This window comes from Syntrophothermus lipocalidus DSM 12680, assembly GCF_000092405.1.
Taxonomy (GTDB): domain Bacteria; phylum Bacillota; class Syntrophomonadia; order Syntrophomonadales; family Syntrophothermaceae; genus Syntrophothermus; species Syntrophothermus lipocalidus.
In genome coordinates this window covers 588951-605015 of sequence record NC_014220.1, presented here as the reverse complement: position 1 = coordinate 605015, position 16065 = coordinate 588951, and the positions used below count along the sequence as shown (strand labels likewise).

The 16065-nt window shown below is 49.7% G+C and carries 12 protein-coding genes; 2 read left to right on the top strand and 10 right to left on the bottom strand.

Annotated features, from left to right (window positions below):
* Positions 1 to 166: 166 nt before the first annotated feature.
* From SLIP_RS02840 to SLIP_RS02805, 8 genes are all read right to left on the bottom strand, one after another.
* Entirely contained in the window at positions 167 to 1678 is a 1512-nt protein-coding gene (locus tag SLIP_RS02840; RefSeq protein WP_013174769.1) for a class I adenylate-forming enzyme family protein, read from the bottom strand.
* A gap of 607 nt (positions 1679 to 2285) precedes the next feature.
* Complete coding sequence (locus tag SLIP_RS02835) at positions 2286 to 2888, bottom strand: acetate uptake transporter family protein (protein WP_013174768.1); 603 nt, start codon at positions 2886 to 2888, stop codon at positions 2286 to 2288.
* A 163-nt stretch (positions 2889 to 3051) separates the two neighbouring features.
* Positions 3052 to 4806 (bottom strand): acyl-CoA dehydrogenase family protein, encoded by a 1755-nt coding sequence (locus SLIP_RS02830; RefSeq protein WP_013174767.1) that lies wholly within the window; start codon positions 4804 to 4806, stop codon positions 3052 to 3054.
* Positions 4807 to 4845: 39 nt separating this feature from the next.
* Complete coding sequence (locus tag SLIP_RS02825) at positions 4846 to 5625, bottom strand: enoyl-CoA hydratase/isomerase family protein (RefSeq protein WP_013174766.1); 780 nt, start codon at positions 5623 to 5625, stop codon at positions 4846 to 4848.
* Positions 5626 to 5840: 215 nt separating this feature from the next.
* Complete coding sequence (locus SLIP_RS02820; RefSeq protein ID WP_013174765.1) at positions 5841 to 6698, bottom strand: 3-hydroxyacyl-CoA dehydrogenase family protein; 858 nt, start codon at positions 6696 to 6698, stop codon at positions 5841 to 5843.
* Positions 6699 to 6893: 195 nt separating this feature from the next.
* Positions 6894 to 8183 carry a CaiB/BaiF CoA transferase family protein gene (locus SLIP_RS02815; RefSeq protein ID WP_013174764.1) on the bottom strand — a complete coding sequence of 430 codons (1290 nt, stop codon included), beginning with the start codon at positions 8181 to 8183 and terminating at the stop codon, positions 6894 to 6896.
* A gap of 233 nt (positions 8184 to 8416) precedes the next feature.
* Positions 8417 to 9613 carry a thiolase family protein gene (locus SLIP_RS02810; protein ID WP_013174763.1) on the bottom strand — a complete coding sequence of 399 codons (1197 nt, stop codon included), beginning with the start codon at positions 9611 to 9613 and terminating at the stop codon, positions 8417 to 8419.
* Positions 9614 to 10287: 674 nt separating this feature from the next.
* On the bottom strand, positions 10288 to 11259 hold the full coding sequence (locus SLIP_RS02805) for an MBL fold metallo-hydrolase (protein ID WP_013174762.1): 972 nt from the start codon (positions 11257 to 11259) through the stop codon (positions 10288 to 10290).
* A 658-nt stretch (positions 11260 to 11917) separates the two neighbouring features.
* On the opposite strand from SLIP_RS02805, the gene SLIP_RS02800 reads away from it, so the two are divergent.
* Positions 11918 to 13324 carry a sigma-54 interaction domain-containing protein gene (locus SLIP_RS02800; RefSeq protein ID WP_013174761.1) on the top strand — a complete coding sequence of 469 codons (1407 nt, stop codon included), beginning with the start codon at positions 11918 to 11920 and terminating at the stop codon, positions 13322 to 13324.
* Positions 13325 to 13698: 374 nt separating this feature from the next.
* Positions 13699 to 13965, top strand: coding sequence for a TIGR04076 family protein (locus SLIP_RS02795; protein WP_013174760.1), 267 nt, complete (start codon positions 13699 to 13701; stop codon positions 13963 to 13965).
* Between the two features lie 134 nt (positions 13966 to 14099).
* Here SLIP_RS02795 and groL read toward each other — a convergent pair whose 3' ends face one another.
* A complete protein-coding gene (groL, locus tag SLIP_RS02790) occupies positions 14100 to 15713 on the bottom strand; it encodes a chaperonin GroEL (RefSeq protein WP_013174759.1) in 1614 nt (537 codons plus the stop codon).
* A gap of 30 nt (positions 15714 to 15743) precedes the next feature.
* Positions 15744 to 16037 (bottom strand): co-chaperone GroES, encoded by a 294-nt coding sequence (groES, locus tag SLIP_RS02785; RefSeq protein WP_013174758.1) that lies wholly within the window; start codon positions 16035 to 16037, stop codon positions 15744 to 15746.
* Between the last annotated feature and the right edge of the window lie 28 nt (positions 16038 to 16065).

Here is a 16065-nt window from a genome sequence, read left to right as displayed (position 1 = left end):
AGAATGACGTACCCCTACCATGTTTGTAGTGGTACGTCTTACGTATAAATTAATTGAATTTGCGGGAAGTTCCCCTGGTGTTCCCCTGAGCTTGAGCTCGCGAGTACCCGAACAAATTTGACCCTTACCACCGCCGGACATAAGAAACCATATACACTTGTCTGGTTTAGCTTGCGGGTAGCAATCTCTTTAGGATTTTCCCTGAGGGGCTCTTCGGCAACTCGGGTACAAATTCCACCTGACGCGGTACCTTATAAGAAGCCATTCTCTGCGCGCAGAATTCTAGTAGTTCTTGCTCCGTCATCTCCTCGCCCTCGTTCAGTCGGACAAAGGCCTTGGGAATCTCGTTTCTAGCCGAATCTCTAACGCCCACAACGGCAGCTTCCGCGACCTTTGGGTGTTGGCAAATAACCTCTTCGATCTCCCGAGGATAGACATTGTATCCACCGCAAACTATCATCTCCTTCTTCCTTCCAACAATGTACAAGTACCCTTCCTCATCGTATTTCCCAAGGTCACCAGTGCGATACCACTCCCCGTCGAATGCCTCCCTGGTTGCCTCCGGCATTTCCCAGTAACCCTTGAAAACTCCGGGTCCCTTCACCAGTATCTCGCCAACTTCACCGACCCGGGCCTGGTTTCCGGCCTCGTCCACCAGCTTCACTTCGGTCCCCTCAGCCGCGAGCCCAACTGATCCCTTCTTACCGTGTCCGATCCTATTATACGTTACCGTGGAGGTAGTCTCGGTGAGACCGTACAGTTCTGCAAACTCTACTCCGAACTTCTCTTCTACTTCCTTAATATATTGGACCGGCATAGAAGCTCCCGCAGCATACGCATACTTCCAAGACGTGAGGTCGTATTTATCCTCTTCGAAATGATGCAGCATGTATATAAACATGGTAGGAACACCGGTGAAGTGAGTGACCCGGTAGCGCGATATCAGCTCCAGTGCCTTGTCCGGACTGAATCTCCGCATAGTCACTGAGCAGGCTCCTACATTCAGAGGCCCCAGCGCGCTCAACACAAAACATATATGACAGAAGGGAGTCGGCGTCAGCAGAACGTCTTGGTCGTCAATTCGTAAGATTCTTGAGCTCAGTGTCCCGATGGCCATCAAATTCCCGTGACTGTGCATAGCTCCTTTCGGCTGTCCGGTGGTGCCCGAGGTGTAAAGTATAGATACTATATCATCAGGGCTGCAGTCAACCACATCGAACGCTTCTGGAGCACGCGACACCAACGCATGGAAATCGAGGCTTCCATTTATCCGTTCCCCCACTGTAATGACCTTTTCTAGATGAGGCACGTCACCCCCGGCGCCGGCAAGGTACTCTCTCGTCTCGGCCGAAGCACCAACCAGCACCTTGGCCCTTGAATTGTTGAGGACATACGTTATTTCTCCGCTTCTGAACAAAATGTTAAACGGAACGGCTATGGCTCCTATCCTTGCTACTGCGAAATACGTGAATAAAAACTCCGGCGAATTCGGCAGGTAAATTGCCACCCTATCCCCTTTTTCCACCCCCATACTTGCCAGGGCATTGCTGAATCTCGTGACCATCTTCTCAAACTCGGACCAGCTATATATCCTCCCGTCATCACCGCAAATAATAGCCTTACTGTGCGGGCGAAGCGAGGCATTTCTACTTACTAGCCCGCAGACGTTCATTACCATTTTCACCTCCAACCCTCAATGATAAGACCAGTTACCCGCTCCAACCTTTAACACACCCGATTCGTGATCGCCGCTACCTTCCCCCCTCTCAAGCGCTCTACGAAAGATAACCGAAGCCCAATCCCCGATAGCCCTCGTGGTTACCTCACCACCGAAAAAATATCCACAATTCTCCCCTGTCCCCGGCGTTCGTGACAAACCTTTTGCCCTAGCGAGATAAAACAAAAAGGGCAACCGGTCCTAAGACCGGTGCCCTCGTAGTTAGGGACATAATTGCGTCAGAATCGCATATTTCTCATTCGCTCAATCTGATTCCGCGCCGACTTCGCTTCAGGGGCTAGGTGTCCATACCCCGGCCAGGCCAAGGACCCGGTACTTTATAGGACCTTCTCGCGCCGCGAAACTCGGACAATCGCAGCCACACTCCCATAACACTGCCCTGGTCTCCCTAAGGCATACGCCCCTTTCATTTGACTCGCCAGCCAACCCCGCGGGGGGCGACTTACTCCTTACTACAACGTTCCTGCCACTAAGCTTTCCTAAAGACCGATGCACGAGCGCCTACCGTTAGTCCTCTAGGATCCGGTTCCTGAGTACACCTTTCACCTTAATCCTTTAAAATGGGTCCCGGGCAGGGATATACCTCTCGTCCAAAGACCCCGTTGACGACTATGCAGGCCCCTAGCCACAGACCGAGTAAACCCGCGATTAGCATGAGCCACCCAATAATAGGAGCAACCGTCGGAGCCAGGATGCCTAGCTTCATCAGAGTAAGCATTGGACAAGCAACATCCATAAACACTATCGCTGCGAACAAATACAGCGGCGCCTTGAGATAAGCCGGTGTCCAGAATAATAACGATAACGTCAATGCTGCCCAGGCCCACCCTTCTACGGCACCACTCATATGCCAGTTAAGAGAATGCCCGAGATACTCAAAAAGGAAGACACACCCGGTAGTGAACATAAAGAATGCGGCGAACCAAGTGAATATGTTACCTCCCGGAAGATTACCCTCTCTCAGCTCAATGACGCCTGTCACTATCTGTACAATGAACCCGCCGAGCAGCCAAAAAGCCATAACCGGTGTGGTCGAGTGGTCTACCCTTCCCGTTAACAGTGCAAAGAACGCGAAGCAAGCCATTGATAGTGCCACCAGACCCGCAGGGGTCGGATTAGCGAATCCTGCGCCCGAATTATTTCCCGACATTCTCCATCTCCCCCTTCACATTTATTCGACTCCCAGTGAACTAAACCAACGCCAACACATGCCTAGGCTACTGCCCCAAGCTATTCTCGACGGGTTACCCTTGGGGTCTCTCTTTCTACCTCTCAGACTGAGCCGAATGAGAGAATCCTTTGCTACGGCCACCCTACGCAACATACCTAGCCGCCGCCGAGACAGCCGCCGCAATTTCCCGTCTCATAGCTATGGTGTTGCTCGGCGTGTACTGGCACAACTTCTGCAAGTCCGCCAGGAGCCCAGCTAATTCCTCACCGCTGGCAAGTCCTGCCAAGACCTCTCTGGCCAAGTTAAATATGGTGCCAATAGCGGAATTGATAAAGACTCTCGCCATGTTTAGCTTAATTCTTGCGTCCGCCTCGCCAGTATTGGCTAATGCCTTCTGGGCACGGAGCCAACCGCTCTCCATTCCAAAGGTAAGCATGGCCATGTCCGCGATTTTCCCGACAATCTCTTGATGCTTGAGCAGACCCTGACCATACTTATCAATGCCCACACCCAAGCTCAACAGCAGCATGTCTTTCGCAGCCTGTACCAATTCGCCTTCGTTTTGCCGTGGTCCAATTCCGGATGCTAACCTGGCCCGTAATCCTTCAATGGCCTCCTTGAGCGGAATGTCTCCCTTCAGTCCGCGGCGGACCAAGGTACTCGTTATGACAGTCCGGTTAATCTCATTAGTGCCCTCGAATATCCGATATACCCTGCAGTCTCTGTACAGCCTTTCAATGGTGTACTCCGACGTGAATCCGTACCCTCCATGAATTTGTACGCCTTCGTCCATAACATAACCTTGAACCTCAGTGGCAAAAACTTTGTTCATTGAGCACTCCAATGCATATTCCTCAATCCCTTTGGCTGCCACCTGGCCGCTGTCAGGACCAGACAAATCCAACGTGTGCATCATCTGGTCCAGCAATCCTCCCGTACGGTAGACCATGCTCTCGGCGATGTACGTCCTGGTATTCATTTCGGCTAGTTTTTCCTTTATAAGACCGAACTCAGCGATTGGTTGGTTGAACTGCCTGCGATCATTTGCATATTGTGCAGACAGCTCAATGGCGAACTTACAGTTACCTACGGCATTGCCCGCCAGCTTATAGCGTCCCATGTTCAGAATATTGAAGGCGATTACGTGTCCCTTGCCAATCTCGAAAAGAACGTTTTCAACCGGAACCTTTACGTCTTCAAGTATCACCGTCCTGGTCGACGAGCCCTTGATCCCCATCTTGTGTTCCTCGGGACCGGTAGAAAGGCCTTCGGAGTCGGCTTCTACGATGAAGCCCGTAAACTTGTCCCTGTCTATCTTGGCAAAGACAATGTACAGGTCAGCAAATCCGGCGTTGGTGATGAATTGTTTGGTGCCATTCAAGATGTAGTACTTTCCATCCGGGCTGAGGACCGCCCATGTCTTTCCAGCCAAAGCGTCTGAACCTGCCCCCGGTTCAGTCAGGGCGTACGCAGTAACTTTTTCGCCGCTGACAATCCCTGGCAGGTACTTCATCTTCTGCTCATGGGTGCCAAAATAGACAATAGGCAACTGACCAATACCCGTCTGCCCCCCATGGGTCATGGCAAATCCACCCGCACGTCCCATGCACTCCGCCACAATGCTGGTGCTGATCTTGTCCATGGCGAATCCGCCGTATTCCTCCGGAACATCGGTCCCCAGAAGTCCCAGTTCTCCAGCCATTAGTAGAAGTTCCCTGTTAAGGCCTTCCTTCTTGGCTTCAAGGTCATCCATTACGGGCAGGATTTTGTCATTAACAAACCCTAACGCCGTCCGATAGACCATCTTGTGCTCTTCGGTAAAGTCCTCCGGAGTAAACACGCTTTGAGGATCGGTCTGACCGAAGAGAAAGGTTCCCCCTTTGGGTAACTCGCTCATTCCCTTCACCTCACATTTCCATCGTGTATTGTCTATCATCTACTTGTCCGTATAGTTCGGTTTTCGCTTCTCCACGAACGCTGATAGGCCCTCCTTGCCATCCGCACTGGCAAAAGCGATGACAAAATTCTGAATCTCCGCTTCCAAGCCAGAGGTAAGGTCAACATTCCCCCCCAGGTTAATAGCGGCCTTAGCCATCTGTATGGCAACTAAGGGCTTCTCCGCCAATTTATTGGCCATCCTCATGGCCTCTTCCATGAGGGCATCCGCCGGCACCACTTTGTTTACTAGCCCGATTCTCTCTGCTGTAACAGCGTCAATTATGTCGCCCAGAAAGATTAGTTCTTTGGCTTTGGTCGCCCCGACCAGCCTAGGCAGTCTCTGTGTCCCACCACCACCGGGAATTATACCTAGGCCAGTTTCCGGAAAGGCAAACTTCGCGTTGTCCGCCGCAATACGAAAATCGCAAGCCAACGCTAACTCGCAACCACCACCAAACGCCACCCCGCTTACAGCGGCAATAACAGGTTTATTCAGGTTCTCCAGCTTCGAAAAGGCTATCTTCGAGCCCTGGCAGAAACTGTATACCTCCACAGGGGTAAGAGTAGCCATTTCCGAGACGTCTGCCCCAGCCGCAAATGCTTTACCTCCAGCCCCAGTAATAATAACCGCCTTCACTCTGGCATCGGTGCTGAATTCGTCCGCTGCTTTAGCTAAATCCCTGAATACCGCGCTGTTCAAGGGATTCATGGGAGGGCGGTTCAGGGTGATGACCGCCACCTTGCCTTCTCTGGTTACCTGAATCGCTTCGTAGGACATGGGCAACTCCCCTTTCGTTCGTCAGATCCTAGATTTCGCCCCAATTGCAAGTGCTGCACTAATTCCTAGCAGGAGGGCCCTTTCCATGTAAAAGGGCCTCTCCTCCTAATCTATTCAGTCTATTCTCTATCCCTTGGGCTCTCCAGCCCGTCAGTGCACCCCTTGCAACTCTCTATCCTTTCCCTGAACCCTTCTTAATAGTCAAAGATGAACCCTTACTTGCTATAGTCGTACCATCCCGCTCCGGTCTTCCTGCCCAGCTTACCAGCCCTGATTATAGCCTTCAGAGTATAGGGAGGAGCCCAGAACGGATTCTTGGTTTCCTCGTAGAAGTAATCGAGAACGAACTTTGAGATATCGATTCCGGTGAAGTCCATCAAGGTAAAAGGCCCCATCGGATAGTTGAGACCCAGGGTCACTGCGGTGTCGATGTCCTGCGGAGTAGCAACCCCTTCCTCAACCAGGCGAATAGCCTCCAGGAACTGAGGCATCATTACCCGATTTACGATGAATCCTGGGGTGTCCTTCTTGACTTCAACAGTGGTCTTGCCAAAGGCCTGAGCAAGCTCAGAAGCTATTTTCACGGTTTCATCGCTGGTCTTGTAGCCGCGGATGATTTCGCAAAGCCTCATAACCGGAACTGGATTGAAGAAATGCATACCCACAAATTTTTCCGGCCTATTGGTGGCAGATCCCAGAACCGTGATAGACATTGAGGAAGTGTTGCTAGCCATGACGACATCGGGTTTTAATACCTTGTCAACCTTCGCTAAAGTAGATTTCTTGATCTCGAGGTCCTCGACAATGGCTTCTATGAAGTAGTCAACGGTGGCAAAATCATCTAGGTTCGTGGTAAGAGTGAAGCGGCCCATGATAGCATTCTTTTGTTCAGCGGTCATTTTGCCCTTTTCTACGTTCTTGTCCAGAAGCTTGCCTATATTGGCCACCGACCTCTCGACGAAGGCCATCTCAACATCACCCAGGACTACTTCATAACCGGCCTGTGCCGCAACCTGGGCTATACCTGTCCCCATTGCGCCGGCTCCCAACACGCCTATTTTCTTGATTGTCATGATAAATACCCCCTATCATTTGTTTGTGACTTTACAGTCAGCTACCCTACCTGAACCTCTTGGCGGTTCAGGCCTAAATGAGCTCACGCTCCGAAAGCCAACTCCCAGACGATTCAACCTCCGCTAAGTTCCCCCGGTGCAACTGTCCCCTATGGTGGTTCGCACGACATCACGTCAGTTTCCCTTGCGCCGACTCTAGTCGATTATGCCTCTCCCTTTGAGTGATTCGATCTCGACGTCGGTGTAGCCGAGAAGTTCGCTGAGTATCCTCTCGGTGTCATAACCGATGTCCACCTGCCCGCGCCACACCTGGCCTGGAGTGTCCATGAACTTTGGAACGAAACCGAACGCTTCGACCTCTCTGTCAATGGCAGGGACGTAGTACCTAATGAAGTTCCCCCTGGCATGCCAGTGGGGATCGGCATAGATATCCTTTGGAGTCTTAACGATAGCCACTGGCGTCTTATACTTGTCCATGTGGTCCTGAGCCTCTTGCGCGGTGCGCTCGCTGAACCACTTGTCTATATATTCATACAGAGCCCGGCCTTTTTCAGACTCGAGCGCCTCCTTTGACTGACCGCACTCCTCCCACTTCCATTCCTCGCGCTTCAAACCCAAGCCATCTATGGCACGGTAATAGGCCGCTTCACCGAAGGCCCCTATGAACGCATAGCGACCATCCTTGCACTTGTGCATCGAAGCAGGCTGGAATATGGGAACCCGGTTGCCGACACGGCTTTTCTCTACTCCAAGGTTGATATAAGCAGCCCAGTGATCGTCAAGGTTACGTGCCTGGGTCTCTACCTGCGCTATGTCAATCTCCTGTCCTTTTCCGCCTTTAAGCACGTGGATATAGGCGGCACAAATTGCTCCAAACGCATAGGTAGCAGTCAGATAGTCATTGACAAAGGGTTGTGCGTACATCGGCGGGCCGTCTGGAAAACCAATCATATTAGCCAGTCCACCCTCGCATTGACCAACCGGGTCATAGGAGGGCCGGTTGCATATGCGCGGGTCGCCACCAAACTGAGGACGTCCAAAACCACTGACATGCACGATGATAAGTTTGGGGTTTATTTCCAATAGCTCTTTGCAGTCAACACCCAGTTTGTCTAGCCACACCATATTCTCAAGCCATACGTCACATTGCTTGATCAATGAATAGAATATTTCCTTGGATTCCGGGATGCTAAGATTGTGGTTGAGGGCAAAGCTCAACTTATTGCGTTTCTGACAATATGCTGCAGCCATGGCCTTTGTTCCGTCTTCACTTGTTATCACTGGTTTCTGAGTACGATAGGTGTCTCCTATTCTGGGCATTTCAATGTGAATTACTTCCGCGCCAAAGTCGGCGCACAACTGGGCAGCAAACGGTGCCGCTACTATACTACCGGAAAGCAGCAACCTCATCCCCGATAGGGGTCCAAATGTGGGGATGAAATGTGGTGCTGGAATTCTCTCCAGTTTCTCCCATCTCGCTGGCATACCTTCATCTCCTCCTTCGAAAAAGACAGTAATAGGAGCACATGCTATACGTTCATTGGTTTACATTAATTCCGGCGACATCCTGACCGCAGTTCCGTTACACTTGTACGTGTGTGGAGCGTTTCGCCTTAGCGCCTCGCGCCTCGTTGGACAACTCGGCGCCAAGGACAATCTCATTTACGCTCCTCACCTGCGAAGCTTGGTGGCGAAATCCCGTGTTTTGACTCCGGCTCCTAGCTCACTTTTATTACCATTGAGGCGGCTATATCGCCTGCTGCACATCCTGTGAACGCGCCATAACCTCCGCCCTGCACCGCCAATGCTTCGATCAGCTCGATAATGGCCCTTCCAGCAGTCGGTGCCTGGGGATGCCCGTAAACCATTGAGGATCCGTAATTGTTAATCATCTTCTGGTCTATTCCTAATTGCCTGCCGGTATTTATGTCATTTACGATGAACGGATTATGGGTTTTTACTTGACTGAGATCGCTTACGCTTAACCCCGCGTTCTTTAGGGCTGCCGCTAATGCAGGTGCCGGTGCCCCTGCCATACGTCCCGGAGCAACCCTTACTACCGCGTACGAGAGGATTTGTACGGTTATATTCGGATCCGAACTCAATTCTTTGGCCTTTTCTTGGGTTGTGACTATAATCCCACAATTGCCGTCGGCAGGATGAGTCTGGCTGCCGAAGGTCAGCACTCCGCCGGGTTCCATGGGTTTTAACTTAGCAAGTGCCTCTTTCGAAGTAGACGTTATCCCTTCGTCCTCCTCGATCAGCTTCACGCTCTTGCCAGCCTTTATTTCCACCGGGAACATATATCTCTTTTGGAATGCCCGATCATTAGCTAGCGCGTCGTTATACTGCTCATACCTTAACAAAGCTACTTCGTCACATTCTTCTCTGGTAATACCAACTTCTTTAGCCACTGCCTCAGCCGTCTGATACATCTTCAAACCTGCCCCCGGTGAAGGGTCACGGTCGAAGTTGTCGAGAACGATGTTCTCTATGTCCACTCCGCCAGTCTTGGGGTTGGGCGTCAGTACTATAGCGTGACTTGAAGTACGATCACTGGAAAGGCAGAAGACTGCTTCGTGCATTCCAAGCTCAACATCGTTAGCTGCCAACGCCAGGCTTGTTACCGACGTTGTACAAACTTGATTCAAGCCCATGGCGGGTATATCTTTCACCCGATCGAGAATCACTGCAGCAGCATAAACATGGCCAAAAAACGTTAGGGGACTGGTAACTGTCTGCCCATAGTACAGAAAATCAAGCACGGTCGGGTCGATCTTCTTTTCCACAAACCAGCGTCTTGCAGTGGCAGCCCCTAGTACAACAGGGTTTTCCCCTTTCAGCGATCCATTCCAGCGGACAAATGGCGTTGAATAATATCCTCCGTAGGGGATAAAAGCTTTGGTATACGGCATATCGAAATACCTCCTTCTTTTCTCTGGGCGAAGATAATTGTCGGACACAGACCCCTAGACTGAACGATTACTTCATAACCGCCAAAAGAGCGAGGAAGACACTGCATGCAGGGACTTGTTCGTTAACCATCTTCGCGTTGACAAACAGGCCGATTTTGACGTTTAGCTCATCTTGATAACGTATCAACTGATTTGTCTAGTTGACCCCCCCTTTCCTGAGATCCCCTTTTACTCGGCATACCTTCGTCTGGTATGCTTTCATTTTTGTCTTTGGAGCAAAATGCATGCCACAGACCTACCTCACCCCAAAAGAAAAAGCCCGAATCCCCCTTAATATAAGGGGAATTCGGACTCTCTTTCCCATTCAATTACTCAGAAGTCTGAGAGTTGATTGCCAATAAAGGTTGCAGAAAGTCTATTCGCAAGGTTGCACTCTGTGTCATGGTGTATCCGCAGCGCAACCTTCCTTACTCTTGCTTGCTGTTGATCATTCCTTCTCTGGATTACGAATTATGTTCGACATAATCCGACATCGCCAGCTATAATTAATATTAGGTAGACAAGATATATGAAACTCCAAAACAGTGTGATCCAGACTAGGAGAGCAAGCAACAAAACCGTTACACATTGCTCACAATGAGGGGCTTTTTCCCCTCCTGCGGAGGACGAAACATTTAGTCAGGTAGTGCATAAATTACTCCTCCGTCTTGCTCAATTTTTCGCAATACATTCACATGTACTAAATGCTCCAAGTGAGCAATAGCCTCGCCGGTGGCGAACCATTTTTGAAAACTGGGAATTTGTTCCCAGGAATCGTATGTCAAGTCCCAATGCATGAGGCTCGCAACCTGGTAGGCACTCATGGGACCATCTTGAAGAATGGTCTGAACCTCTTCCAGCCTCTTTTTATGATGAAGCTTAAGTTCTTCAATTCTTCGGTGATGGTTTCTTATAATACTTCTGTGGCCGGGCAGAACCAAATTTATATCCATAGCATTTATTTTTTCCAAGCTCTTGAGATACTGTCCGAGAGAATCGTTCCACCCTGGCCTACCAGTGATATTGGAGGTAATGTCAGCGAGAATGTGATCACCCGATATCAGAAACTTACGTTCAGGCTCGTAAAGGCACATGTGCCCCGGAGTGTGCCCTGGAGTGCTTATGCAGACTAGGTGATAACCGCCGTATTCCAAACAGTCGCCTTCATTTACATATTTAAAATTGATGTCGGTTCCAGAGACATAGCTCCTAAGGGTATCTCCTTGATCTAGTTCATGGGGTGGGTAACCATGCATGAGATAAAATGAATTAATCTCTTGCCAATAAGCGGTGGACCTGTTGGCCTTGATTATGTTGGCATCAACCTCGCTGCAATAAACTACTGATTCCTGTCTTGCCAGGTCATAGACCAGCCCGAAATGGTCCCCGTGTAAGTGAGTTACAAAAAAGTCTATCTCTGCCCAATCTACTCCCAGGGTTTCAATTCCCTTAAGCAGGGCTTCCTTACACTCAGGCCAGTTGAAACCAGTATCGACGAGGAGACTCCTCGCCTGGCCTCCAATCAGGTAGGAATTAATGGCTTTAAGAGGATTCCTGGGCAAAGGCACCTTCAACTGATAAATGCCAGGCAAAAGCTGTTTTATCATAATTATATAATGCCCCCTACTATCAGGATTCGTATCGGCTTTGAGAAGCTCCAACTATGGCTTTTGTCTACAGGCAAAAGTACATAGTCGTGCCGTGAACTCAAACACTGTGTTCCATACTGTATACCTGAAGTATCACTCAACATTTATTATACTGTTGTTCCGCCGTCTACCACTGGATAAGCTTTTTGGAGTAATCGTAAAGTATTCGGTGACGTCTTATACGCCCCTATAAGAAGTGATTAACTAGCGGCCAAGAAAAAGGAACGCACGACTATCTTGGAAAATTTGGAAATAGCCCCAACACCACTCAATAGGGAAGTTGCACCTACGAAAAGAATACCACCAGTAAGCGAATCAAGCAAGAATAGTACCAGTTTTTGTGTTCGGACACAAACGGCAACCAAGACATGCTGGATTTCCCATTTAGAAAGATAAGGGAATTTGTTCCTGGTGGACTCTACATATTTTGGGGAAGGAGGGGGTTAAGCAATATCAGTATAAGTCAACCGCTGCGGCAATACAAGAAAACCGCTCTAGATCATGTGTGAACAATTCGTGTCAGCAAACAGTATGATTTACAGATCGGAATGGAGTAATTTTTCGAATTCAACAAACAAAGACTTTTAGAAGGTTTTTTTGAAAAAGGAGGAGTTATATGGCTTGGGAAAGCTCGGAAGTCGCAGTAGTCTGTTCACGAGAAGAATTGATTCAGGTTATTATCAATTCCTACGACGCCATACTTGTTACCGATAAGTCCGGCAATGTACTGTTGGCTAACCGCTCCACGGGAAGATTGCTAGGAGTTGATCATAAGAAGCTGGTAGGGAAAAACGTCAGGGATTTGGTTAAAGAAGGGTTGTATGATCGCTCGACAGCATGGGAGGCTACCGAAACTCGCTCAGTAGTTACCGGCCTCATCAGGAGCAAGTACGGGACTACTCTGATGGCCACCAGCACGCCCGTATTGGACAAGAATGGCGACGTTGTTATGGTTATCACCAACTCACGAGATCAACACTTGTTCGATAAGTTTATGGAGCTTCTGGAACGTGAAAGATCCAACGCTAATCGATATAAAAAGGCGATGGAATATTTAGCAGAAGCAGATTCCGAAGGGAAGGAGATAGTGGCTGAAAGCCCCCAAATGCAGCAGGTCATGACTGTTGCCAGTGCCGCTGCCAAAACTGACAGCACAATAATGCTGTTCGGGGAATCAGGAACCGGTAAAGAAGTAATGGCAAGGTATATACATCGCAACAGTCTACGTGCTAAAGAACCGTTCATTCCGGTGAATTGTGCTGCAATACCCAGTGAACTTATGGAGTCGGAGTTTTTCGGGTATGTTGCTGGCGCGTTTACAGGTGCCAGCACCCAAGGGAAACCAGGACTGTTCGAGATCGCCCATAAAGGAACACTGTTTCTCGATGAAGTCGCGGAATTGCCGTTACCCGTACAATCCAAGCTGCTGAGAGTCCTAGAGACAGGTGATGTGCAACGATTGGGCAGCACGAGTATTCACAGAACTAATGTGCGCCTTATCGCCGCCACCAATAGAGACCTAAAAACCATGATGGCACAAGGTCTGTTTCGAAGAGACTTGTATTACCGTCTCAATGTGGTACCGATAAAGCTGCCGCCTCTGAGGGAAAGACCCGAGGACATCCCTATTCTCGCTAATAAGTTTCTGGATGAATTGAATAGGAAGTACTCTTTCAAAAAGACATTTACCAAGCAAACACTCGAAGCATTCACGAATTACAACTGGCCCGGAAACGTGCGCGAGTTGCGCAACGTTGTCGAAAGACTAGTTGTTACCTCCACCAGTGACTATTTGAATTTTGAGGGCGATCAATCCCTGCCAAATAGCAGTCGTCGTTCAAGCGATACGAGCCACCTACGCCAGACAAGTACAGTCTACAGAGGAACCCTAAAGAGCGTATTGCAAATGGTGGAAAAGGAGTATATAAATCAGGTGATATCGGAATGTGAAGGTCGGATAAGCGAAGCAGCACAACTGCTGGGAATTCACCGCACAGTGCTCTACCGAAAACTAAGAGACTAGGACGGTATAAAGTTGCTTACTCGATACAGTGTACCGGTTTAGATACCTAAACTCGTAGGTTCCTGACAACCTCATGTAGCATCGGCTACTTGAGGCAACAACATCAAATCAAGTTTTGTTCGAAAGCCGAGGTGTATCAGGGAAACCAGGCTTTTTTATTTTTTGTGAACGTTATATCAAGGCGTGGCACGAATCTTGCTTTTACATTGGTCCAGAGATGCCCTGCTAGATTACAAGACGAACGTGTGGTCGCTATTCTGTCCAAAATGGAGAATTATTTGGTTGCGTTGTTTTATGTTTAACTGGTGAAGCAGGAGATGCCGTCTCAGGGTGAAGAATATTCTTACTATGTAGGAGCAAGGAGGTAGAGGAATATGTTGGAGATACAAGTAACGAAAGTCAAAGGATTTTGTTCCGCCGGGTATCAAGTAGGGCAAAAATTTGTCTTCGAAGACCCACTGGTAGTTCCTCAAGGTGAATCTCCCCTTTGCCTTTATGCATTGTCGGCCATGTTCCCGTATCTAGCAGCCGCTTGCCGGCAAACTTCCCCAGAAGATTGGATCAACTCGGTTGTTGAACTTCAGTGTCCCGACAGCGCTAATGCCGTGTTGTTTTCGATAAAAAGAACAGAAACCCCGTAAACAGCTGTAAACAAGTAGGGTTTAAACAAAAGTATAAAATCTGAGACAAGAAACCACCAAAGCCGCCTATAAAAAAGAACCCCGGAACGGGGTTCTTTTTTGTCTTTATATTCTCCTATGAGGGGAGGGAGCCTTTACATCATGTCCGGCATTCCGCCCCGAGGCAGGGGTTCTTCTTTCGGCACTTCTGTAACGAGGGTTTCGGTCGTGATCAACATTCCGGCAATACTGGCCGCGTTCTGCAGAGCAGACCGGGTAACCTTGACCGGGTCTATTATACCCGCCTTTATCATGTCTTCGTACTCGCCTGTCAGAGCGTTGAAACCGATTCCGGCCTCCAGTTCTTTCACTTTTTGTACGACCACTGACCCTTCGATACCAGCGTTGTTGGCAATCTGCCGCAGCGGCTCTTCTAGGGCCTTCATCACCAACAGTACGCCGGTACGCTCGTCTCCATTGGCATCGATGTCTTCCAGCTTCTTCATAATGTTGATAAGAGCCGTTCCTCCGCCGGCCACGATACCCTCTTCTACGGCAGCCTTGGTCGCAGCCAGCGCGTCTTCGATACGGTGTTTCTTCTCCTTCAGCTCTGTTTCGGTAGCCGCACCGACTTGAATGACCGCTACGCCACCCGCGAGCTTAGCCAGCCTTTCTTGAAGTTTTTCCCGGTCGTATTCCGACTTGGTTTCTTCGATCTGCTTCTTTATCTGGTTGATGCGCTCTTTGATGGCCTGCTCGCTGCCAGCGCCGTCAATGATGATGGTCTCGTCTTTCTTGACCCTTACTTGACGCGCCCTACCCATCATGTTGAGGGTAACATTCTCCAGCTTCACTCCCAGTTCTTCGGAAGCCACTTCACCGCCGGTAAGGATTGCGATATCCTGCAGCATAGCTTTTCTTCTTTCACCAAATGCCGGAGCCTTGACCGCGACACAGGTGAAGGTACCCCTCAACTTGTTGACCACCAAAGTAGCAAGGGCTTCTCCTTCCACATCCTCTGCAATCAGCAAAAGCGGCTTGCCGGTCTGTACAACTTTTTCCAGCACGGGCAGGATATCGTTAATGGAAGATATCTTCTTATCGGTAACCAGAATGTAAGGCTCGCTCAGAGTAGCCTCCATTTTGTCCGGATCGGTAATCATGTAAGGAGAGATGTAGCCGCGGTCAAAATTCATACCTTCGACTACTTCCAGAGAAGTTCCTACCGACTGGGATTCTTCTACGGTTATGACCCCGTCGCGCCCAACCTTTTCCATGGCATCGGCTATCAGGTCCCCGATCTCCGTGTCTGCTGCTGAGATCGAAGCTACCGAAGCAATCGCCGCCTTGCTTTCTACCGGTTTGCTGATCTCTTTTAGAGCCTCAACTGCTACTTTAACCGCCTTGTCGATACCCCGCTTCATGATCATCGGGTTGGCTCCGGCCGCCACGTTCTTCAACCCTTCTTTGATCATGGCCTGGGCCAAAACTGTTGCCGTGGTCGTGCCGTCACCGGCAACATCGTTAGTCTTGGTAGCGACTTCTTTAACCAACTGGCAACCCATGTTTTCCCACGGATCTTCCAGGTCGATGTCCTTGGCGATGGTTACCCCGTCATTGGTAATGGTCGGGGACCCGAATTTCCTCTCCAGAACCACGTTTCTACCCTTGGGCCCGAGTGTGACCTTGACCGCGTTTGCCAGGGTATCTACCCCTTTTTCCAAGGATCTCCTGGCTTCTTCGCTGAACCGTAACTGTTTTGCTGCCATTTCCCTATACCCCCTTCACTTCTCGTCTCATTAGGCTTCGACCTTAGCCAGAATGTCTCTTTCGCTGATTACCAGCAGCTCCTGTCCGTCGATCTTTACCTCAGTACCTGCATACTTTGAGTAAATGACCTTGTCCCCAACAGCAACCTCCATCGGAATCCGCTCGCCGTTGTCCAGGATTCTCCCTGGGCCGACTGCCAATACCTCACCCTGTTGGGGCTTCTCCTTGGCGGTGTCGGGAAGGACGATCCCGCTTGCGGTTTTTTCCTCCGCTGTTTCGATAACCTTCAGAACAATACGGTCGCCTAATGGCTTGAGGTTCACTGCTATACCCCCTTCGCTGATTCTTTGA

Excerpts from the sequence above, each read along its gene's own strand:
- SLIP_RS02800 (WP_013174761.1), top strand. The coding sequence starts at position 11,918 with ATGGCTTGGGAAAGCTCGGAAGTCGCAGTAGTCTGTTCACGAGAAGAA.
- SLIP_RS02810 (WP_013174763.1), bottom strand. The coding sequence starts at position 9,613 with ATGCCGTATACCAAAGCTTTTATCCCCTACGGAGGATATTATTCAACG.
- SLIP_RS02830 (WP_013174767.1), bottom strand. The coding sequence starts at position 4,806 with ATGAGCGAGTTACCCAAAGGGGGAACCTTTCTCTTCGGTCAGACCGAT.
- SLIP_RS02840 (WP_013174769.1), bottom strand. The coding sequence starts at position 1,678 with ATGGTAATGAACGTCTGCGGGCTAGTAAGTAGAAATGCCTCGCTTCGC.
- SLIP_RS02805 (WP_013174762.1), bottom strand. The coding sequence starts at position 11,259 with ATGATAAAACAGCTTTTGCCTGGCATTTATCAGTTGAAGGTGCCTTTG.
- SLIP_RS02825 (WP_013174766.1), bottom strand. The coding sequence starts at position 5,625 with ATGTCCTACGAAGCGATTCAGGTAACCAGAGAAGGCAAGGTGGCGGTC.
- SLIP_RS02815 (WP_013174764.1), bottom strand. The coding sequence starts at position 8,183 with ATGCCAGCGAGATGGGAGAAACTGGAGAGAATTCCAGCACCACATTTC.
- SLIP_RS02820 (WP_013174765.1), bottom strand. The coding sequence starts at position 6,698 with ATGACAATCAAGAAAATAGGCGTGTTGGGAGCCGGCGCAATGGGGACA.
- SLIP_RS02835 (WP_013174768.1), bottom strand. The coding sequence starts at position 2,888 with ATGTCGGGAAATAATTCGGGCGCAGGATTCGCTAATCCGACCCCTGCG.
- groL (WP_013174759.1), bottom strand. The coding sequence starts at position 15,713 with ATGGCAGCAAAACAGTTACGGTTCAGCGAAGAAGCCAGGAGATCCTTG.
- SLIP_RS02795 (WP_013174760.1), top strand. The coding sequence starts at position 13,699 with ATGTTGGAGATACAAGTAACGAAAGTCAAAGGATTTTGTTCCGCCGGG.